This is a genomic window from Streptomyces zhaozhouensis, from assembly GCF_900230195.1.
Taxonomy (GTDB): domain Bacteria; phylum Actinomycetota; class Actinomycetes; order Streptomycetales; family Streptomycetaceae; genus Streptomyces; species Streptomyces zhaozhouensis.
The window spans coordinates 13,453-33,140 of record NZ_OCNE01000033.1; the positions used below are offsets into that span (position 1 = coordinate 13,453).

Annotated in this window: 16 protein-coding genes and 1 tRNA gene; 10 read left to right on the forward strand and 7 right to left on the reverse strand. The window is 72.5% G+C overall.

Annotated features, from left to right (window positions below; genetic code table 11):
• Window positions 1-63 precede the first annotated feature (63 nt).
• Window positions 64-2,187, reverse strand: coding sequence for a SpoIIE family protein phosphatase (locus tag CRP51_RS27530; RefSeq protein ID WP_097234079.1), 2,124 nt, complete (start codon window positions 2,185-2,187; stop codon window positions 64-66).
• An 84-nt stretch (window positions 2,188-2,271) separates the two neighbouring features.
• Complete coding sequence (locus CRP51_RS27535; RefSeq protein ID WP_097234080.1) at window positions 2,272-3,015, reverse strand: DUF2625 family protein; 744 nt, start codon at window positions 3,013-3,015, stop codon at window positions 2,272-2,274.
• Between the two features lie 275 nt (window positions 3,016-3,290).
• On the opposite strand from CRP51_RS27535, the gene CRP51_RS27540 reads away from it, so the two are divergent.
• From CRP51_RS27540 to CRP51_RS27555, 4 genes are all read left to right on the forward strand, one after another.
• Window positions 3,291-4,562: an aspartate kinase gene (locus CRP51_RS27540; RefSeq protein WP_097234081.1), complete on the forward strand. Its 1,272-nt coding sequence runs from the start codon at window positions 3,291-3,293 to the stop codon at window positions 4,560-4,562.
• A 435-nt stretch (window positions 4,563-4,997) separates the two neighbouring features.
• Entirely contained in the window at window positions 4,998-5,627 is a 630-nt protein-coding gene (locus CRP51_RS27545) for a SigE family RNA polymerase sigma factor (protein WP_097234082.1), read from the forward strand.
• Window positions 5,624-7,135: a DUF4232 domain-containing protein gene (locus tag CRP51_RS28620; RefSeq protein ID WP_097234083.1), complete on the forward strand. Its 1,512-nt coding sequence runs from the start codon at window positions 5,624-5,626 to the stop codon at window positions 7,133-7,135. The genes CRP51_RS27545 and CRP51_RS28620 overlap by 4 nt, the downstream gene beginning before the upstream one ends.
• Window positions 7,136-7,337: 202 nt before the next feature.
• Window positions 7,338-8,249 carry an SURF1 family protein gene (locus CRP51_RS27555; protein ID WP_097234084.1) on the forward strand — a complete coding sequence of 304 codons (912 nt, stop codon included), beginning with the start codon at window positions 7,338-7,340 and terminating at the stop codon, window positions 8,247-8,249.
• Here the strand turns inward: CRP51_RS27555 and CRP51_RS27560 are convergent.
• The 3 genes from CRP51_RS27560 to sp36 form a co-directional block, all read right to left on the reverse strand.
• On the reverse strand, window positions 8,194-10,047 hold the full coding sequence (locus tag CRP51_RS27560; protein WP_097234085.1) for a S9 family peptidase: 1,854 nt from the start codon (window positions 10,045-10,047) through the stop codon (window positions 8,194-8,196). The two genes, CRP51_RS27555 and CRP51_RS27560, sit on opposite strands and share 56 nt — an antisense overlap.
• A 147-nt stretch (window positions 10,048-10,194) precedes the next feature.
• Window positions 10,195-10,662 carry a RidA family protein gene (locus tag CRP51_RS27565; protein ID WP_097234092.1) on the reverse strand — a complete coding sequence of 156 codons (468 nt, stop codon included), beginning with the start codon at window positions 10,660-10,662 and terminating at the stop codon, window positions 10,195-10,197.
• Window positions 10,663-10,667: 5 nt separating this feature from the next.
• Window positions 10,668-10,829: a Sp36 family protein gene (gene sp36, locus CRP51_RS27570; protein ID WP_097234093.1), complete on the reverse strand. Its 162-nt coding sequence runs from the start codon at window positions 10,827-10,829 to the stop codon at window positions 10,668-10,670.
• A gap of 72 nt (window positions 10,830-10,901) precedes the next feature.
• Here sp36 and bagA point away from each other — a divergent pair, with 72 nt between their 5' ends.
• Together bagA and bagB are read left to right on the forward strand one after the other, a co-directional pair.
• Window positions 10,902-11,858: an ATPase BagA gene (gene bagA, locus CRP51_RS27575; RefSeq protein WP_097234086.1), complete on the forward strand. Its 957-nt coding sequence runs from the start codon at window positions 10,902-10,904 to the stop codon at window positions 11,856-11,858.
• Between the two features lie 67 nt (window positions 11,859-11,925).
• On the forward strand, window positions 11,926-13,371 hold the full coding sequence (gene bagB / locus CRP51_RS27580; protein ID WP_097234087.1) for an ATPase BagB: 1,446 nt from the start codon (window positions 11,926-11,928) through the stop codon (window positions 13,369-13,371).
• A 269-nt stretch (window positions 13,372-13,640) separates the two neighbouring features.
• Here the strand turns inward: bagB and CRP51_RS27585 are convergent, their stop codons facing one another.
• The gene (locus CRP51_RS27585; RefSeq protein ID WP_097234088.1) at window positions 13,641-13,994 is read right to left on the reverse strand and encodes a WhiB family transcriptional regulator; all 354 of its coding nucleotides are present in this window, start codon (window positions 13,992-13,994) and stop codon (window positions 13,641-13,643) included.
• A 361-nt stretch (window positions 13,995-14,355) separates the two neighbouring features.
• Between CRP51_RS27585 and CRP51_RS27590 the strand changes: the two genes are divergently transcribed.
• Window positions 14,356-16,662 (forward strand): transglycosylase domain-containing protein, encoded by a 2,307-nt coding sequence (locus CRP51_RS27590; RefSeq protein WP_097234089.1) that lies wholly within the window; start codon window positions 14,356-14,358, stop codon window positions 16,660-16,662.
• An 84-nt stretch (window positions 16,663-16,746) separates the two neighbouring features.
• Here CRP51_RS27590 and CRP51_RS27595 read toward each other — a convergent pair whose 3' ends face one another.
• The gene (locus CRP51_RS27595) at window positions 16,747-17,211 is read right to left on the reverse strand and encodes a GatB/YqeY domain-containing protein (protein ID WP_097234094.1); all 465 of its coding nucleotides are present in this window, start codon (window positions 17,209-17,211) and stop codon (window positions 16,747-16,749) included.
• Between the two features lie 58 nt (window positions 17,212-17,269).
• Here CRP51_RS27595 and CRP51_RS27600 point away from each other — a divergent pair, with 58 nt between their 5' ends.
• From CRP51_RS27600 to CRP51_RS27610, 3 genes are all read left to right on the forward strand, one after another.
• The gene (locus CRP51_RS27600; RefSeq protein ID WP_097234090.1) at window positions 17,270-18,211 is read left to right on the forward strand and encodes a metallophosphoesterase; all 942 of its coding nucleotides are present in this window, start codon (window positions 17,270-17,272) and stop codon (window positions 18,209-18,211) included.
• 44 nt (window positions 18,212-18,255) lie between these two features.
• Window positions 18,256-18,329: transfer RNA gene (locus tag CRP51_RS27605), tRNA-Pro, on the forward strand.
• A gap of 292 nt (window positions 18,330-18,621) precedes the next feature.
• On the forward strand, window positions 18,622-19,688 hold a 1,067-nt coding region (locus tag CRP51_RS27610), incomplete at its 3' end, for a WXG100 family type VII secretion target (RefSeq protein WP_342749126.1).

A 19,688-nucleotide genomic window follows, 5' to 3' on the forward strand; every position in this document is an offset into this window, starting at 1 on the left:
TCAGCCATCGCGCGGTCAGGCGGCCGGGCGGACAGTCGGTCGGGCGGTCAGGCAGTCGGGCGGTCAGTCGGCGGTCCGCAGCAGGAGCAGCGCGATGTCGTCCCTGGTCTCCGCGTGGTGTGTGCCGTGCAGCAAGGTGTCGGCCAGCGCGTCCAACCGTTGCTCGTCCGCGCGCACCAGATGGCCGGCCAGGCGTAGCGCGGAGTCCTCCAGGTCCTCGCCGGGGGTCTCGATCAGGCCGTCGGTGTACATGAGCAGCACGGATCCCGGTGGCAGCGCGATCTCGGTCTCCGGGTACTCGGCCTCCGGGTCGATGCCGAGCAGCAGCCCCGGCGGCACGGGAAGCAGGTCCGCCCGCCCGTCCGGGTGACGCAGCAGCGGCGGCGGATGGCCGGCGCTGGCCAGCCGCAGCCGGTGCGTCGAACGGTCGTAGTGGCCGTAGAGGCAGCTGGTGAAGAGGCCGGGGTCGAGGTCGGTGAGCAGCCGGTTGGTCCGGCGCAGCACCTCGCCGGGGGCGGCGCCCGCCGTGGCGTGCACGGCCGTGCGCACCTGGCCCATCAGCGCCGCCGCCCGCACGTTGTGGCCCTGGACGTCCCCGATGGCGACCGCGGTGTGGCACGTGTCCAACGAGATCACGTCGTAGAAGTCGCCGCCGATCTCGATGCCCTCGGTGGCCGGCAGATAGCGGGCCGCCACGGAGAGGCCCCCGGGGTCGGGGAGGCGGTGCGGCAGCAGACCGGCCTGGAGGCTGAGGACCAGCTGGTGCTTGGCGTCGTAGAGCCGCGCCCGGTCCAGTGCCTGGGAGATCAGGCTGGACAGCGAGGTCAGTACCGCTCGTTCCTCGGAAGTGAAGTGGTGGTTCCGGTCATAGGTGAGCACGAGACAGCCCACCGAACGACCCGAGGTGATCAGCGGCAGAAAGGCCCAGGCGCGCATCACCAGGGTGCCGCGCAGCCCTGGGTAGTCGCGCACCAGCTCCTCGCGGGAGTCATAGAACGCGGGAGCCCTGTTGACCAGGGTCTTCGCCGGGGGTGAGGGCGGCGGGTGGAGTGGGGCGTTGTCGTAGCGCTCTATCTGCCGCCGGGTGAGGCCGCGACAGCCGACCGAGCGGAGTCGACCGCCTTCCGCCACATAGATGATCAGTCCCTGTGCCTCGAAGGTCGACATCACCTGCTCCGCGACCGTTTCCACCACGTCCTTGACCCCGACGGCCTGGGTGAGCGCGGCGCCGAGCTGGAGCAGTTGGTAGAGCGCGCCGCCCTCCGCCGGCGCGTGGGGGAGTCCGAGCTCGGGCGGTCGTTCGTCGGCCGCGGTCCGTTCCGGCGCCGGGCAGATCCGGATGGTGATGCCGCGCGGGCCCGGATAGACGTGGAAGGTGAGCCACTCGCCCGAGGGCTTGGCCATCGAGAACGACAGCGGCTCACGGCTGAAGATGGCGGTGCGGTAGCGGTCCTCGATGATCGGGTCGCCGAGCCAGGGCACGGTCTCGTCCGGCAGCCTGCCGAGCAGCGCGTCGACCCGGGTGTCGAGAAGTTCCGCGGCCCGGCTGTTGACGTAGGCGACGACGCCCGAGAGGTCCACCGCGCACCACCCGTCGGGCAGCCCCTCGACCAGGTCGGCGGCGGCGAGCGCCTCGTCGGGTGCGGGGGTGCGCGGCCTGGGGCGGGAGAGCACGACCGGCTCCTCCTCCGCGACGTGCGGCTCCCCCTCCTCCTCGGCGCGCCGCAGCGGCCCGGCCAGCCGCCGGCAGAGCCGGTGCAGCTCCTCCGCCTCGCCGGCGGAGGGGCCGCGCGGGTGGGAGGCGGGCCAGAGCAGGGTGGCGACGCCCCAGCACGTGTCGGGCGGGTCGTGCGTGTCGCGGATCGGGGCGGAGCCGAGGGCGAACGCGTAGGGCAGTGCCATCGCGGCCTGCCCCTCGTCCGTCACCTCGCCGCGCCCCTGAACGTCCCGCCACGCCAGCCGCCGGCAGCGGGCCGCCTCGGCGATCGGCTGCCGGGAGGCGAGTTCGACCCGTGTCCACTGCCAGGCGAGGTTCGGGGGGACGCCGCTGATCAGGGCGAGGTGGAGCAGTGTGGCGCCGGGCCGGAGCAGGTGGACCAGGGCGCCGTAGGCGCCGGTCCGCTCCAGCGCCTCCACCACCGGCGGTTCCAGCGGGGAGAGCCGGGAGCCGCGCCGCAAAACGCCCATGGACAAACGATATGCCCGATAGGCAGCGGTCGCGCGTCCCTTGGACGGCGGCCCACCCGCCGCTCGCACGGGCCGGGGATGCCGCTATCCGGGCGCGTCCGTCTCACCGAGAAAGCCCGGGTCGGCGCCGGTCAGCTGACGGGCGTACTCCTGGTGCACCCCGAGCAGCTCGCCCATCGGCACGGGCCGGCGCGAGGTCCCCGACAGGTCGGCGCGCGCCTCGCGCGACCAGAGCGGCGGCACGACCGAGAGCCCTTCGCCCGCCGTGGCCAGCGCTTTCGTCTCCGCGCGCCAGTCGGGCCACCGCACGTCCCGGTAGAACGCGGCGGACCCGCCGGTCAGCAGCCAGTCGAACCACTCCTGGTGCGCCACGTCCAGCGCGGTCCAGCCGAGGGTGTCGGGCGCGAAGTAGATCACCTCGCCCGGCAGGCCGGGACGCCCGACGGCCTCCGGCTCGGGGCCGTTGAGCGCGAAGACACCGCCGACCACGTCCTGCGCCAGCACCAGCCCGGAGCCGGGCCGCCAGCCGGGGACGAGGTCGTCGGGGAACGCGTTGACCCGGGCGAGGCTGGGCAGCCCGTGCGGGTTGCGCGGCGTCGCGCTGCCGAAGACCCGCAGCCAGCCGTCGTCCAGCAGCAGCCCGCCGCAGTGCAGTGCGAAGGCGCCCAGGTAGGAACGGGCGGTGACCTGGAGCTGCAGGAGCGTCGCACGCCCCAGCGCCGCGTCGACCGGCACGATCTCCAGGGGGACGGTGGCCGACGAGACCCTGCTCACCAGCCGGGGCCAGGCGGGCTCGGGCACTCCGGTGAGCTCTTCGAGACCGCGCATATTCATGTTGTGCCCCATCTGTGCCGGGTTCCCTGCGGCTTCCACGTCCTGCCGACATCATCCTTGCCGTGTCGACATCATCGTTGATCGCTCTCAGCATTTCGCTGCTGATGTGAGGTCGGTTACGTTTCGTGCTTGTTTCCGTGTGTGCCCCCCGACCAGCGGGCAGGGCTCGTGGCTGGACGGGCGGGGTCATGGCCTCGCTCGGTAGTATTCAGCCGGCCGCAGTCCTCACAGCGACTGCGGAGAGTGACTTACACGAGGAGCGAGCACACGTGGGCCTTGTCGTGCAGAAGTACGGCGGCTCCTCCGTAGCCGATGCCGAAGGTATCAAGCGGGTCGCCAAGCGAGTCGTCGAGGCCAAGAAGAACGGCCACCAGGTGGTGGTCGTGGTCTCCGCGATGGGCGACACGACGGACGAGCTGATGGATCTCGCCGCTGAAGTGTCCCCCGTCGCCTCGGGGCGGGAAATGGACATGTTGTTGACCGCCGGGGAACGCATCTCCATGGCTTTGCTGGCGATGGCGATCACCTCACTGGGCCACGAGGCCCAGTCGTTCACCGGCAGTCAGGCCGGAGTGATCACCGACGCCGTGCACAACAAGGCACGCATCATCGATGTGACCCCCGGGCGCATCAAGAGCTCCGTCGACCAGGGGAACATCGCGATCGTCGCGGGTTTCCAGGGCGTCTCCCAGGACAGCAAGGACATCACCACCCTGGGGCGGGGCGGCTCGGACACCACGGCGGTGGCGCTGGCCGCCGCTCTGGACGCCGAGGTCTGTGAGATCTACACCGATGTCGACGGCGTCTTCACCGCCGACCCCCGGGTGGTGAAGAAGGCCAGGAAGATCGACTGGATCTCCTTCGAGGACATGCTGGAACTGGCCAGTTCCGGCTCCAAGGTGCTGCTCCACCGGTGTGTGGAGTACGCCCGCCGTTACAACATCCCGATCCACGTCAGGTCGTCGTTCTCCGGCAAGCCCGGGACCTGGGTCGGGAGCCGTCAGCAGGAAGGGGAAGCGGTGGAGCAGGCAATCATCTCGGGGGTGGCCCACGACACCTCCGAGGCCAAGATCACGGTCGTGGGGGTGCCGGACAAGCCGGGTGAGGCGGCCAAGATCTTCCGGGCCATCGCGGACGCCACCATCAACATCGACATGGTGGTGCAGAACGTCTCGGCCGCCTCCACCGGGCTGACCGACATCTCCTTCACCCTGCCCAAGACGGAGGGGCGCAAGGCGATCGAGGCGCTGGAGAAGCGGCGTTCCCAGATCGGTTTCGACGCGCTGCGCTACGACGACCAGGTCGCCAAGATCTCGCTGGTCGGCGCGGGGATGAAGACCAACCCCGGCGTCACGGCGACGTTCTTCGAGGCGCTCTCCCACAGCGGGGTCAACATCGAGTTGATCTCGACCTCGGAGATCCGGATCTCGGTCGTCACCCGCGAGGATGACGCCAACTCGGCGGTCCGCGCGGTGCACACCGCGTTCGGTCTCGACAGCGAGAGCGACGAGGCCGTGGTCTACGGCGGAACGGGGCGCTGACCCGGTCGCCCGCGCGCGAGTCCGGCGGCGCCGCCCGCCGTCGGACTCCGCCGCCGGTCGCCGCGGCCTCGTCACCCGGCCTGGTCGCGCGGGCGGCCCGCCGCCGGACCGTTCGCTGACGTGTTTGCCGCCCTCGACGTCCGATGATGGCCGCTTGTGCATCCCCCGTGACCAACTCGTAGGCCGCTGCGGCTTGCTAGGGACCGAGCACCCGAGAGACGATTTCCTCTCCCCGCGCCGCACGTTCCCACCGCGGTCGCGGGGAGAGTCGTTAGCGCGTCCTCGCATGTAGGGCCAGGCACCGACCAGACCAGGACATCGACGGCAGGGCGGGAACATGAGGGCAGATCACCCGATAGGCGACAGCTTGCCCGCGCCGTACAACCTTCGCGGGGGAGAACGTGTCCAACAGGCGTGGCAGAGGTCCTCGAATTCATGGCGGCGCCGAACCGACCGTTCTCCCGTCCCCACTCAACGGGAGCCGGGAGCGGGACCGTGACCGCGCCCCTGCCGGCGGCGCGACCGAGTCGCATCCCCGCCCTCGGCGAGGGTGCGGACGACGCGATGGCTGAGGGAACCACCGTCGACTTCCTGACCGAGACCTACCGCGAGCACTATCGTTCGCTGCTCGGCCTGGCCGCCCTGCTCCTCGACGACATCGCCTCCTGCGAGGACGTGGTGCAGGAGGCGTTCATCCGCGTCCACTCGGCGCGCGGCCGGGTGCGCGACCCGGAGAAGACCCTGGCGTACCTGCGGCAGACGGTGGTCAACCTCTCCCGCTCCGCCCTGCGCCGGCGGATCGTCGGGCTGAAGCTGCTCAGCAAGCCGCTGCCCCACATGGCGAGCGCTGAGGAGGGCGCCTACGAGCAGTTGGAGCGCGCCGACCTGATAAAGGCGATGCGCGGACTCCAGCGGCGCCAGCGCGAGGTCCTGGTGCTGCGGTACTTCGCCGACATGTCCGAGGCCGAGGTGGCCAAGACGCTGGGCATCTCCGCCGGTTCGGTCAAGGCATACGGTTCACGCGGGATCGCGGCGCTGCGCGTCGCCATGGAGGCCGCCAGATGACCGAGCCACGCCCGGGTTCCCGGCGCGAGCCGGCCCCGGAGCCCCACGACGACCACGCGAGGCGGGGCCGGCACGAGGCCGAACCGTCGGAGTCCTCGGCGGCCGGGTCCGCCTCGCCGGGCGAGCCGCCTGCCGCGGGGCGGCACGAGGCGCCCGGCCGGCGGGAAGCGTCGACCGACGTGACGGACGCCGAGGCGGAGGCGTTGCGGCGGCTCTTCCGCGAGACGGTCGGCGACCTCGAACCGGGCGCCGACTCCCTGGAGAACCTGCGGCTGGCGGTGCCGATGCGCCGTCGGCGCCGCCGCCACGTGCTGCTGGGCACGGCCGCCTCGGTCGCCCTGCTGAGCATCGGCGCCCCGCTGATGGCCAGCGTCGCCGACTCGGACGGCGGCCAGGACTCGGCCATGGACACCTCCAACGGCGGTGGCCCGCCCGGTAGTTGGGGCGACGACACCGGTCGGGGCGACCCCGGGGCGCCCTCCCCGACGGACGGCGCCGAACCGGGCCGACTGGCCAACGGCGGTGCGGGCGACGGCGAGACCCACCCGTTCGACGTCGGCGAGCCCGGCGAGGGCGACCCGACGGACGCGCGCGAGACCCTGGGGCTGACCTCGCCCAGCTGTCTGCGGGAGCAGCTCGGCCAGGTCGCGGCCGACACCGAGCCGGCCGACGGGAACGGCCGGATCTATGGCGTGATCCGCATGGTCAATGTCTCGGACGAGCCCTGCCGGGTCACCGGCGACGGCGAGTTGGCGGTGCTCTCCGACTCGGCCGGTGGCACCGCCGTACGCGTCGTGGACCGCACGGAGGGTGACCGCGCCACCCGGCTGCCGACCCCGGACGAGGCGCACGAGGAGCTGATCCTGCCGCCGGGCGAGGGGTACGAGGTGCGCTTCGCCTGGGTGCCGGACGGCGGCATGTCGATCAGTGGCTGCGCGGTCGCGGCGAGCCCGGCCGAGGACGGCGGCTCCACGATCAGCCCCCAGCTGCGCAGGAACGACCCGGAGGCGTCGACGGGCGAGGGCGGCTCGGGCGACGACGGCGGGGACGCGGCCGGGGCGGACTCCGCCGGCGCCGACGGCTCCGGGGGTTCGGACGGCTCCGGCGACGCGGAGGGCTCGGGGAGCTCCGGGGACGTGAACGGCTCCGGTGACGCGGACGGTTCGGAGTCGGTCAGCGGCGGTGCCGGTGGCTCGGGGTCGGGCGGCGGTTCCGGCAACGGCGGCTCGGGCGACGACGGCGGCACCGACGAGGGTGCCGGGGGCGTGAACGAGGGCGCGGGCGGCGCGGGCGGTGCCGGCGGCTCCGACCCGGGCGGCCCCGGCGGCGGCTCGGGCGACAGCGGCTCCACGCCGCCGTCCGACAGCAGCGGAAGCGGCGGCGAATCCGCGGGCGTGGTGCTGCGCTACACCCCGGCGGCCGGGGAACCGGAGGCCGCGCGCATCCTGCTCGACGGCACCTGTGCCGGAACGGTCTACCGCACCGGCGTCCTGACGGCCACCGGCTGACACCGGTCGCCGCCCGCCGGCGCCAACGCGAAGAGCCGCGGTGAGGGCGCGGAGGGGGTGCGGAGGGGCGGAGGGGGCGCGGCGAACGGCGCGAGCTTCCCACCACCGAGGGTGGACCGCGCGCCCGCTGCCCGCGCCGTGTCCCGCTCCGCGCGGCGACCCCCGCACCGGGGAGCCGGGCGGGCGCCAGTACCGTTGGGGTGTGTACCGGTTCCTGCTCACCCCGCGCTGGTGGGCGATCAACGTCTTCGTGGTGCTGGCCGTGCCCGTCTGTCTGGCCGCCGGCACCTGGCAGCTGAGCCGGTTCGAGGCGCAGGTGGACTCGCACCGCGCACAGCAGGAGCTGGCGCAGGGCGAGGGCGAGGTGCGCCCGATCGCCGAGATGCTGCCGCTGACCACGGACACCGTCGGCCACCAGGTCGAGGTCACGGGCACCTTCGACGCGGAGAACCAACTCCTCGTCCCCGAACGGATGGTGGACGGCGAACGCGGCTTCTACGTACTGACCCCGCTGCGCCCGGCGGACGGCTCGCCGGCCGTGCCGGTGGTGCGCGGCTGGCTGCCCGGCGCGGCCGACCCGGCCGCCGCGCCGGAGGCGCCGGGCGGCGAGGTGACCGTCGTCGGGGCGCTCCAGGCCGCCGAGTCGCCGAGCACCGTCAGCGGGCGGACCGAGGGGCTCGCCCCCGGCGAGCTGGGCGTGATCGGCGCGGCCTCGTTGATCAACGTCCTGCCGTACGAGACCGAGGACTCCTGGATCACGGTGCGCGACCCGGAGCCGCCGATGGCGGCCGTGCCGGCGACCGCGCCCACCGGCACCGGCCTCGACCTGGACGCCTTCCAGAACCTGGGCTACACCGCCGAGTGGTTCGTCTTCGCCGGCTTCGCCGTCTTCATGTGGTTCCGACTGCTCCGCCGCGAGGTGGAGCAGCAGCGCGACCGCGAACTGGGCCTGGTCGAGGGGCCGGCCCCCTCTCCCGGCGCCCCGAAGGACGCCGGGGAAACACGCGCCGGTGACACCGAGGGCGCGGAAGGCACCGCTGGCGACGCGACCGCCGCCGCTAGTCGGTCGAACCGGCCTCCCGAGCAGTCGGCAGATGATCTCGCGCGAACCTGATCTCCATCCGCACCTGCTTGATCCGCTCCTCGACGACCAGCGAGCCGTGCCCCGCGTCGTACCGGTAGACCTCCAGCGGGTGGCCCCGGTCGGTCAGCCGGGACACGTAGTTCTCGATCTGGCGGATCGGGCAGCGCGGGTCGTTCATCCCCGCCGAGATGTAGACGGGGGCCTTCACCGCGTCGACATAGGTGATCGGTGAGGACGCGGCCCACCGCTCGGGCTGCTCCTCCGGCGTGCCGCCGAGCAGCGTGCGGTCCAGCGCCTTCAGCGCCTCCACCTCGTCGTCGTAGGCCGCGACATAGTCCGCCACCGGGACCGCCGCCACCCCGACCGCCCAGCTGTCCGGCTGCGCGCCGACGCCGAGCAGGGTGAGATACCCGCCCCAGGAGCCGCCGGTCAGCACGAGCCGCTCCGGGTCGGCCAGCCCGGAGGAGACGGCCCACTCGCGCACCGCCGCGATGTCCTCCAGCTCGATGAGCCCGACACGGTGCTTGAGCGCGTCCGTCCACTCCCGGCCGTAGCCCGTCGAGCCGCGGTAGTTGACCCGGACGACGGCGAAGCCGTGGTCGACCCAGGCGGCCGGGCCCGCGGCGAAACCGTCCTCGTCATGGGCCGTCGGCCCGCCGTGGATGTCGAAGACGGTGGGGAACGGGCCCTCGCCCGCCGGCCGCTGCACCAGCGCGTGCACCAGGCCGCCCGGCCCCTCGACCCAGGCGTCCTCGACCGGCACCGAGCGGGGTGCCTTCGGCCCCGGCGGGTCGAGCACCGTCCGTCCGCTGGTCGACATGACGCGGGGCGGCTCGGCGGCCGAGGACCAGAGGAACTCGACCTCGCCGTCCGGCCGCGCCGCGGCCCCGCCCAGCGTGCCCGGCGGGGTCTCCAGCCGGGTCAGCTCCCCGTCGGCCAGCGAGTAGCGGTAGACCTCGTCGCGGGCCTGGAAGCTGTGCAGCACCAGCAGCGCCGAACCGTCCGGATACCAGTCGGCGTACGCGTCGCCGGAGAGACCGAACGACAGCTCGCGCTGCTCACCGGTCAGCGGGTCCCACAGCAGCGCCTCCCAACGGCCGTGCCGCTGGTGCCCGACGAGCAGCCGGCTGTCGCCGGGGAGCGGCGCGAAGCCGCGCGCCAGCAGGCCCGACTCGACGGTGCCGCCCGCGGTGTCGTCCAGCTCGGCCACCGTCGAGCCGTCCAGGCGGACGACCCGCAGCGCCGAGTGCATCGCGTCCGCGTGCTCCGTGTGCTCGATCGCCAGCAGCGAGGAGTCGGCGGAGATGGCGGCGACGTCGGCGGACTGCCGGTGCCGGTAGATCTCGGTCGTCTCCGCCTCGCCTGGCCGCCGGACGTGGATCGTGGAGCCGTCCTCCTCGGTGTCCCGGCTGACCACGACCGTGCCGTCCCGGCCGAGCGCCAGCCCGCTCGGGTACCCGGCGGCAAGCCCCGGCACCGCCGTCTCGTCCGCGCCGCCGCCGAACGGCTGCCGCCGCCAGACGCCGAACTCGTCCCCGTCCGTGTCGTCGAACCACCACACCCACTCGCCGTCGGGCGAAAGCCGCCCGGAGACCGTGCCGTTGGGCCGGTCGGTGACCTGCCGCCGCTCGCCCGTGGACCGGTCCCAGGCGTAGAGCTCGAACGTCCCGGTGGCGTTGGAGACGAAGAGGGAACGGTCGGGCGCCTCGCGGGCCCAGCCCGGCAGGCTCACCCGGGGCGCCCGGAACCGCAGCTCCCAGTCGGGCACTTCGGAGTCGGGGCCGCCGGTCGGCGTGGGCCCGGCCTCCTCGAACGCGGAATCAGTCATGCGGTCAGTTGTACCCGAAGGGACCGACAGCGCACCGTCGCGTCTCCCCCGGCCGGAGGACGCGTTGCCTGAACCGGCAACGGGCGAAGGGGCCGTGCCCTCCCGCTCGTTGTACCGCCCGTGGAACCGTCGAAGACCCCGCAGACCTCAGCCGTCGGTCAGCTCCACCTGGAGCTCGACCTCGACGGGCGCGTCCAGCGGCAGCACCGCGACGCCGACCGCGCTGCGCGCGTGGCGTCCGCGTTCTCCGAAGACCTCGCCCAGCAGCTCGCTGGCGCCGTTGACCACCTGCGGCTGGCCGGTGAAGCCGGGCGCCGAGGCGACGAAGCCCAGCACCTTCACCACCCTGGCCACCCGGTCCAGGTCTCCCACCACGGACTTGACGGCGGCCAGCGCGTTGAGGGCGCAGAGCCGCGCCATGTCGCGCGCCCGCTCCTCGTCGACCTCGGCGCCGACCTTCCCCGCGACCGGCAGTGCGCCGGCGACCAGCGGGACCTGCCCGGAGGTGTAGACGTAGCGCCCGCTGATCACGGCCGGCACATAGGCGGCCACCGGCGGCACGACCGGCGGCAGTTCGAGGCCCAGCTCGGTCAGGCGCCGTTCCACGCCGCTCACGGCGCTCATCCGGCCGGCTTCTCGCGCTTGAAGTACGCCACCAACTGCTCGGCGTTCGGCCCCGGCACGACCTGCACCAGCTCCCAGCCGTCCTCGCCCCAGGTGTCCAGGATCTGCTTGGTCGCGTGCACCAGCAGCGGCACCGTCGCGTATTCCCACTTCTTCATGGCGGCCACTCTAGAGCCTGTCCGCGACGGCCGCCCGAGGCGTTCCCGCGGCGTTCCCTTAGGCTCGCCCACGTGACCCCAGAACGCAGACTGCACGTGGTCTCCGGCAAGGGCGGCACCGGCAAGACGACCGTCGCGGCCGCGCTCGCCCTCGCGCTGGCGGAGGAGGGGCGGCGCACCCTGCTGGTCGAGGTCGAGGGACGCCAGGGGATCGCCCAGCTCTTCGAGACCGAGGCGCTGCCCTACGAGGAGCGCAGGATCGCCATCGGTCCCGGCGGTGGCGAGGTGTACGCGCTGGCCATCGACACGGAGAAGGCGCTGCTCGACTACCTCCAGATGTTCTACAAGCTCGGCGGCGCCGGCCGCGCGCTGCGACGGATCGGCGCGATCGACTTCGCCACCACCATCGCCCCCGGGCTGCGCGACGTGCTGCTGACGGGGAAGGTCTGCGAGGCCACCAGGCGGCGCGGCACCGACGGCGCGTTCGTCTACGACGCGGTGGTGATGGACGCGCCGCCGACGGGCCGGGTCACCCGGTTCCTCGGGGTCAACGACGAGGTCGCCGACCTGGCGAAGGTCGGCCCGATCCACCACCAGGCGCAGGCGGTGATGCGGGTGTTGAAGTCCGCCGAGACCGCCGTCCACCTGGTGACCCTGCTGGAGGAGATGCCGGTCCAGGAGACCGCGGACGGCGTCGCCGAGCTGCGCGCCGCCGAGCTCCCGGTCGGCACCGTCGTGGTGAACATGGTCCGCCCGCCGGTGGCGGGGCCGGTCGATCCGGCCGGCGTCGACCGGCGCGAGCTGGCCGCCGCGCTGCGCTCGGCCGGGCTGCGCGCGCCGACGCGGCTGGTCGGCCCGCTGCTCGACGAGGGCGCGGCGCACGCGGAACGGCGGTCGCTCGAGGCCGCGCAGCGCGCCGAGTTGGCCGCGCTGGGGCTGCCGGTGCGGGAGCTGCCGCTGCTGGCGGACGGTGCGGACCTGGCCGGCCTCTACCGTCTGGCCCGCCGGCTGCGGGAGCACGGATGGTGAACGGGACGGCCGGTGGCGGCGCGTGGGCCGGGTCGGGGAGCGTGCGAGGCGTGAGAGGGGCGGGCCGATGACCGAGCCGGGGCGGGACCGGGAGCGTGCGGATGTCGACTCGGCCGTCGCCGAGGTGCCGGCGCTGGCGGTCGACCCGCTGCTGGACCGGGCGGAGACCCGGATCGTGGTCTGCTGCGGCTCGGGCGGCGTCGGCAAGACCACGACGGCGGCGGCGCTGGGTCTGCGCGCCGCCGAACGGGGCCGGCGCGTCGTGGTGTTGACGATCGACCCGGCCCGCAGGCTGGCGCAGTCGATGGGCCTGGCGGAGCTGGACAACGTGCCGCGTCGGGTGCCCGGCATCGACGGGACGGCCGGCGGCGAGCTGTTCGCGATGATGCTCGACATGAAGCGGACCTTCGACGAGACCGTCGAGGAGCACGCCGACCCCGAGCGCGCCCGCGCGATCCTGGAGAACCCCTTCTACCAGTCGCTCTCCACCGGCTTCGCCGGCACCCAGGAGTACATGGCGATGGAGAAGTTGGGCCAGCTGGTGGCGCGCGACGAGTGGGACCTGATCGTCGTCGACACCCCGCCCAGCCGCTCGGCGCTGGACTTCCTGGACGCGCCCCAGCGGCTCGGTTCCTTCCTGGACGGACGGTTCATCCGGGTGCTGATGGGTCCGGCGAAGGCGGGCGGCCGGGCCGGACGCAAGGTGATGGACCTGGGGCTCGCCGGGCTCTCCCGGTTCACCGGGACCATCGACCGGGTGGTGGGCGCGGGGCTGGTCCGCGACGTGCAGAACTTCGTCGCCGCGTTGGACACCATGTTCGGCGGCTTCCGCACCAGGGCCGACGCCACCTACCGGCTGCTCCAGGCGCCGGGGACGGCGTTCCTGGTGGTCGCCGCGCCGGAGCGGGACGCGTTGCGGGAGGCCGCCTACTTCGTGGAGCGGCTGGCGGCGGACCGGATGCCGCTCGCCGGTCTGGTGCTCAACCGGGTGCACACCTCGGGGGCGTCGGGGCTGAGCGCGGAGCGTGCGTTGGCGGCGGCCGAGACCCTGGAGGCAAAAAATCTTGCTCCGCCCGGCATGGCCGATGATCCGACCGGGCAGACAGAGACGGAGCGGACCACCGCACAGGAATCCCCATCCCCCGCGGATTCCGGGCGGGACCGACCGCCGGGCCGTCGTTCTCCCGAGACCCACTCCTCCACGGGCTCCTCCCCGACGGCCGACGAGGCCGCCGGCCACGAGACGGCTGGCGAAAGGACCGTCGACGCACCGGCCGACAGCGCGCACGCCGACGGCGCGGACCCCATGACGGCCGACCTGCTCGCGGCCGCCCTGCTGCGCGTCCACGCCGAGCACATGCGCCAGTTGGCGCGGGAGAACCGCACCAGGGCGCGCTTCACCGCCCTCCATCCGGAGGTGCCGGTCGTCGAGGTCGCCGCGCTCCCCGGGGACGTGCACGACCTGGACGGGCTGCGGACGATCGGCGCGGCGCTCGGCGACTCCGCGCCCTGAGTCCGCGTCCCGGCGCCCCGGGGCACGCCCGAGGCCACTGTGAGAGCCCTCACAGTGGCCATGGCGTCAGAAACGTTTGTCCTGTCGCGCCTCAGACGCCACTCACGCCCCTCGTCGCGCATCGCTCAAACAAATCCAGTCGCGCCTCTGCCGTATACAAACAACACACAAGCAACGCGAAAAGCGCCGGGCGCTTCCGGAGCGCCGGAAAGCAGGGAACAGCTATGCCACGGGCGCCGAACCGACATCGCGCGCCCCGTTCGTTCTCCTTATCCCACCCCGGCCCACTCCTCGAAGGAGCCGCCGACGGCGTTCCCATAACGGCCGTCTCCGCTGTAGCGCAGACTCCGCTCGTATTCGGTGCGCGCCGTCTCCAACAGACGGCGCCAGGAGGTGACCGTCGGGCGCCGGCGCAACAACGCGCGCCGCTCGCGCTCCGTCATGCCACCCCACACGCCGAACTCGACGCGGTTGTCCAACGCGTCGGCCAGGCACTCGGTGCGCACCGGACAGCCGGTGCAGACCACCTTGGCGCGGTTCTGCGCCGCACCCTGAACAAACAACTCATCCGGATCTGTCGCGCGACAGGCCGCCTGCGCGCTCCAGTCGGTAACCCAGCTCATGCCGGTGCCGTCCTCTCCCGAATCGAGGCTCCCCCACGGCGGCAAGTGGCATATTCGCCCTCGCCAGTTGGCGACGTTACGGAAGGCAGCCACACCACAACACCCCCGAGGGGCCTAATCTTGAATGGCCCGATCGGACTATGGGAAGCGCGAAGTAACCCGAAAGAGTGATAGTTCGGAGACGCGGTCCAGGGCGCGCGTGCGAGTTGTGCAGGGGGTGGACGAGGGCACACAGGCCCTTTGCGAACTCACCCCTTCGAGTGAGGGGGAACTTGACTCGCACGGCGTTATGTGAACTGGGAAGTAGCTTAGGCGAACACCCGGGCCCCTGTCCGGCGTTTGAGAACGTAGGCTGGACCCCATGGGTAGGAAGCGTCCCGGTGGCGGCCTCAGCGCCGCTCAGCAGGTGGCCAAGTTCCTCGGTGTGAGTGTGCTCTCCGGCGCCGTGCTGGCGGGCATCGCCCTGCCCGCCGTCGGCGCCATCGGTCTGGCGGCCCGGGGCACGGCCGAGGGTTTCGACGAGATCCCCGCCATGATGAAGCGCCCTCCGTTGAGCCAGAAGACGACCATCCTGGACGCCGAGGGCAACCAGATCGCCGACGTCTACTTCCGCGACCGCACCGTGGTCTCGCTGGACGAGATGTCCGACCACGTGCGCAACGCGATCGTCGCCATCGAGGACGCCAGGTTCTACGAGCACGGCGCCGTCGACCTGCGCGGCATCCTCCGCGCGCTCAACCGCAACATGGAGTCGGGCGGGGTCGCCGAGGGCGCCTCCACCCTGACCCAGCAGTACGTGAAGAACGTGTTCGTCGAGGCCGCGGGCGAGGACGAGGAGGCGGTGGCCGAGGCCACCCAGCAGTCAGGCGCCGCGGGCCTCGGCCGCAAGATCCGCGAGATGAAGTACGCGATCCAGCTCGAACAGGAGCTCTCCAAGGACCAGATCCTGGAGAACTACCTCAACATCACGTACTTCGGCCAGCAGGCCTACGGCGTGGAGGCCGCCGCCCAGCGGTACTTCTCCAAGTCGGCCGCCGACCTCGACCTCCCCGAGTCCGCGCTCATCGCCGGTCTCGTCCAGTCGCCGAGCCGTTACGACCCGGTCGCGAACGAAGAGGCCGCGATCGAACGACGCAACCTGGTGCTCAGCCGGATGCTGGACGTCGGCGACATCGACGAGGCCGAGGCCGAGGAGGCGATGGCCGCCGAGATCGACCTGGAGATCAGCGAGCCGAGGAACGGCTGCATCACCGCGCCCAACGAGGCCGCGTTCTTCTGCGACTACGTGCACCGCGAGTTCCTGGAGAACCCGGTCTTCGGCGAGACCCGCGACGAGCGGGCCGCCCAGTGGGCGCTCGGCGGCATGACCATCCAGACCACGCTGCGCCCCCAGGCCCAGGAGGCCGCCGCCCAGGCGGCGCGCGACGGCGCCAACCCGGACGAGCCGATCACCGCGGCCGTCGTCCAGGTGGAGCCCGGCACCGGCCATATCGTCTCCATGGCGCAGAGCCGGCCGTACGGCTACGGCGAGAACCAGACGTCGATCAACCTGAACGTCTCCAGCGGCATGGGCGGCACCACCTACGGCTTCCAGCCCGGCTCCACGTTCAAGCCGTTCACCGCGGCCGCCGCGCTCGAACAGGGCATCTCACCCGCGCAGACCTACGAGACCGACCACGAGATCACCCTGCCGATGGCGGACTTCCGCAACTGCGAGAACCAGCCCCTCGGTTCGGCCAGCGAGCCCGAGTGGACGCTGAAGAACGAGCGCGAGGACGAGACCGGCGAGTGGGACATGACCGACGCGCTCGGTCAGTCCATCAACACCTACTTCGCCGAGCTGGAGCGTGAGGCCGGCCTCTGCGAGACCATCACGATGGCCGGCGACCTCGGCGTCGAGCGCGGCAGCGACGAGCCGCTCGCCGCCAACCCCTCCGTGACCCTCGGCGGTCAGGAGACCACCCCGCTCATGATGGCCAGCGCCTACGCGGCGTTCGCCAACGAGGGCACCTACTGCCGCCCGGTGGCGATCACCGGCGTGACCAACGCGGACGGCGAGGAGCTGAGCGTCCCGCCGAGCGAGTGCGGGCAGGTGATGTCCGCCAAGACGGCCAGGACCATCAACATGATGCTCCGCGGCGTGGTCGAGGACGGCACCGGCCAGACCGTCGGCCTCTCCGACCGGGACAACGCGGGCAAGACGGGCACCACCGACGAGCGGAAGAACGTCTGGTTCGTCGGGTACACCCCGCAGCTCTCCACGGCGGTCCGGGTCGGCGGCGACCAGACGCTGCCTCCGATGGAGGACATCACGATCGGCGGCCAGTACTACGAGCGAGCCAGCGGCGCCGCCGTGGCCGGCCCGATCTGGCGGCAGGCCATGACGGGGGCGCTCCAGGGCGTGCAGGCCACCGAGTTCACCCAGGTCGACGTTCCCCGGGGCGACGACAGGGACCGCGACCGGGACGACGACGACCGCGACAACGACGACCGGGACAGGGACCGCGACCGGGATCGCGACCGCGACCGCGACAACGACGACCGCGACGACGCGCGGCCCCCGGGCGGCGGTCCGGGCGGTGGCGGCGGTCCGGGCGGCGGTGGCGGTCCGGGCGGTGGCGGCGGCGGCCCGAATCGGGACGACTTCGACTGGGGCGAGTGGCCGTAGGCCGGAGGCCCCGGCGGCACGAGAGGCGCCCCCGCCCGCTCACCACGAGCGGACGGGGGCGCCTTCTTCGTTCTCCGCCGCCGGTCAGCCGGCCAGCGCGCGCTTGACGGCGGCGGCCACCCGGCCGCCCTCGGCCCGGCCGGCGACCCGCGGGTTGACCGCCTTCATCACGGCGCCCATCGCGCGGGGGCCCTCGGCGCCCTGCGCCCTGGCCTCGTCCACCGCCTCGGCGACCAGGGTCGCCAGCTCCTCGTCGGTCAGCTGCCGTGGCAGATAGTCGGCCAACACCGCGCCCTCGGCCCGTTCCCGCTCCGCGCTCTCGGCGCGACCGCCCTTCTCGAACGCCTCGGCGGCCTCCCGGCGCTTCTTCGCCTCGCGCGCGAGCACCTTCTGAACCTCGTCGTCGGAGAGCTCGCGCGCCGTCTTCCCCGCGACCTCCTCGGTGGTGATCGCGGCGAGCGCCATCCGGAGAGTGGCGGAACGCAGCTCGTCGCGCTCCTTGATCGCTGCCGTCAGATCGCCCTGCAGCCGGGACTTGAACGTGGTCATGTCGACCATTGTGACAGCCGGTTCCCGCCCACCCGGTCGGCTCTGCGACCATGGTCACATGCGCGCGCGATACCGCATTCCCCTGAACGCAGCCCTCGCCGTCGGCGCCCTCGCGGCCGGCACCGTCGCCTACGCCGCGGGGTTCGAGGCCCGCTCCTTCCGGCTGCGACGGGTGACCGTGCCCGTGCTGCGCCCGGGGGCGCCACCGCTGCGGGTGCTCCAGGTCTCGGACATCCACATGGTCTCGGGGCAGAACAAGAAGCGCCGCTGGCTCCAGTCCCTCGCCGGGCTGCGGCCGGACCTGGTGATCAACACGGGGGACAACCTCTCCGACCCGGAGGCCGTCCCGGAGGCGCTGGACGCGCTCGGGCCGCTGATGGAGTTCCCGGGGGCCTATGTCTTCGGCTCGAACGACTACTACGCGCCCCGCCTGCGCAACCCCGCGCGCTACCTGGCGGAGCGCACCTCGGGCCGCCACGGCCTGAACGGGAACGCGCCGGCGCGCAACGTTCCGCGCAACCCGTGGTGGCAGCTGCGCGACGCGTTCGACGAGGCGGGCTGGGTCAACCTGACCAACACCCGAGGCCAACTCAAGGCCGGCGGCGCGGAGATCGCGCTCACCGGGCTCGACGACCCGCACATCAAGCGCGACCGCTACGAGAAGGTCGCCGGCGGCCCCGACCGCGACGCCGACCTGGCCCTGGCCGTGGTGCACGCCCCCTACCTGCGCGTCCTCGACTCCTTCACGGCCGACGGCTACCCCCTCATCCTCGCCGGCCACACCCACGGCGGGCAGCTCTGCGTACCGTTCTACGGCGCCCTGGTCACCAACTGCGACCTCGACACCGACCGCGTCAAGGGCCTCTCCCACCACGAGGCGGCGGACCACCGCTCCTACCTCCACGTCTCCGCGGGCTGCGGCACCAACCGCTACACCCCCGTCCGCATCGCCTGCCCCCCCGAGGCCACGCTGCTGACCCTGACCGCCACCGAAACCTGATTTCGTGAACGCCCGCTGGTCAGCTAAAGTAGTGCACGCTCCACCGGGGTGTGGCGCAGCTTGGCAGCGCGCTTCGTTCGGGACGAAGAGGTCGTGGGTTCAAATCCCGCCACCCCGACGGTAGAGGTACAGGTCAGGGGCCTGATCCGCGACAGCGGGTCGGGCCCCTGACGCGTTTCTCAGGATGTTGGGAGCCGACTTCGGGGCTCAGCTCCCCGGAGGGGCGGGACCGAGCCCGGAGTACCCAGCTGACGGCCAGGTTCCGAGCGCGACTGCGCCCACAGCACCGTCGGGGACATACACGCCGACGGCAGCATCCTGCCCCATGCCTCCCCCTGTCTTACTCACTACGATGGCGCGTGGGCCTGAGGTAACCTCACGGGACCGAATGCTCACGGGGGGTGGGACTGGTGGCGCGGCCGTCTGACTGGTCACCGGTGGACATGGACCGCGATCCGACGCCGGGGGACCCGGACGAGGTCCGGGAACTCGCGGACGAGTTGGGGGAGTTCGCCGACGATGTCGGTGAGGCGCTCGGCAAGATCCGGGGCATGGCGGGCGAGCGGGCCATGCTGGAGTGGGCGGGGCTGTCCGCGGACGCGTTCCGGCGGGAGTTCGACGGTGTGCCGGACAACCTCACCAAACTCGAGGACTCCTACTCCCTGTGCTCACAGGCGCTGCACACCTACTGGCCCAAACTCCAAACCGCCCAGGGCATGGCCGACCGTGCCCTGGACCGCGCCATCACCGCCCAGGCCGACCTCGCCTCCGCCCAGACCGCGCTCGGCGACGCCACCGACTGGGTCGGCCGCGCCGGCGACGAAGCCGAACGCCTCCAACGCGAAGGCGAACGCGACAACGTCGAACCACCCGACGAAGCCGACGTCCGCGCCGCCACCCGCGACCAACAAGCCGCCGAAGCCGCCGCCGGCGCCGCCCAAAACAGGGTCAACGACGCCCAGGAACGCCTGACCGCAGCACGCCAACTCGCCCTCGACGCGCAGGAGATGCGCGAGGAAGCCGCACGCCAGTGCGCCCGCGACATCGATGAGGCTTCCGACGCCGGCATCCAAAACCGCCGCTGGTGGGAGAAGGCCATCAAGTGGGTGACCGACAACTGGGACACCCTGGTCGAGATCTGCAAGGTCATCGTCGCCGTCCTCGGCGTCGTGGTGATGATCATCGGCGGCCCTCTCGCCTGGGTGGTGCTGGCGGCAGCGCTGGTCGTCCTCGCCGACACCCTCATCAAATACGCACGCGGAGAAGCCGGACTCCTCGACGTCGCCTTCGCCGCACTCGACTGCATCCCCGGCATGAAAGGACTCACCACCCTCGGCGGCCTCGCCCGAGGACTACGCGGCGCCGCCAGCACAGGACTACGCGGGCTGCGCCAAGGCGCCCTCGGCCTCGGCCGGCGCACCCGGGGCGACGGCGTCCCGATGAACGGGCGCAACGCCTGCGGCGACCCCGTCGACGT

Bases quoted from the DNA above. Each gene is read 5' to 3' on its own strand.
- CRP51_RS27530 (WP_097234079.1), bottom strand. From the start codon at position 2,187: ATGGGCGTTTTGCGGCGCGGCTCCCGGCTCTCCCCGCTGGAACCGCCG.
- CRP51_RS27535 (WP_097234080.1), bottom strand. From the start codon at position 3,015: ATGCGCGGTCTCGAAGAGCTCACCGGAGTGCCCGAGCCCGCCTGGCCC.
- CRP51_RS27545 (WP_097234082.1), top strand. From the start codon at position 4,998: ATGGCGGCGCCGAACCGACCGTTCTCCCGTCCCCACTCAACGGGAGCC.
- CRP51_RS28620 (WP_097234083.1), top strand. From the start codon at position 5,624: ATGACCGAGCCACGCCCGGGTTCCCGGCGCGAGCCGGCCCCGGAGCCC.
- CRP51_RS27560 (WP_097234085.1), bottom strand. From the start codon at position 10,047: ATGACTGATTCCGCGTTCGAGGAGGCCGGGCCCACGCCGACCGGCGGC.
- sp36 (WP_097234093.1), bottom strand. From the start codon at position 10,829: ATGAAGAAGTGGGAATACGCGACGGTGCCGCTGCTGGTGCACGCGACC.
- bagB (WP_097234087.1), top strand. From the start codon at position 11,926: ATGACCGAGCCGGGGCGGGACCGGGAGCGTGCGGATGTCGACTCGGCC.
- CRP51_RS27585 (WP_097234088.1), bottom strand. From the start codon at position 13,994: ATGAGCTGGGTTACCGACTGGAGCGCGCAGGCGGCCTGTCGCGCGACA.
- CRP51_RS27590 (WP_097234089.1), top strand. From the start codon at position 14,356: ATGGGTAGGAAGCGTCCCGGTGGCGGCCTCAGCGCCGCTCAGCAGGTG.
- CRP51_RS27595 (WP_097234094.1), bottom strand. From the start codon at position 17,211: ATGACCACGTTCAAGTCCCGGCTGCAGGGCGATCTGACGGCAGCGATC.
- CRP51_RS27600 (WP_097234090.1), top strand. From the start codon at position 17,270: ATGCGCGCGCGATACCGCATTCCCCTGAACGCAGCCCTCGCCGTCGGC.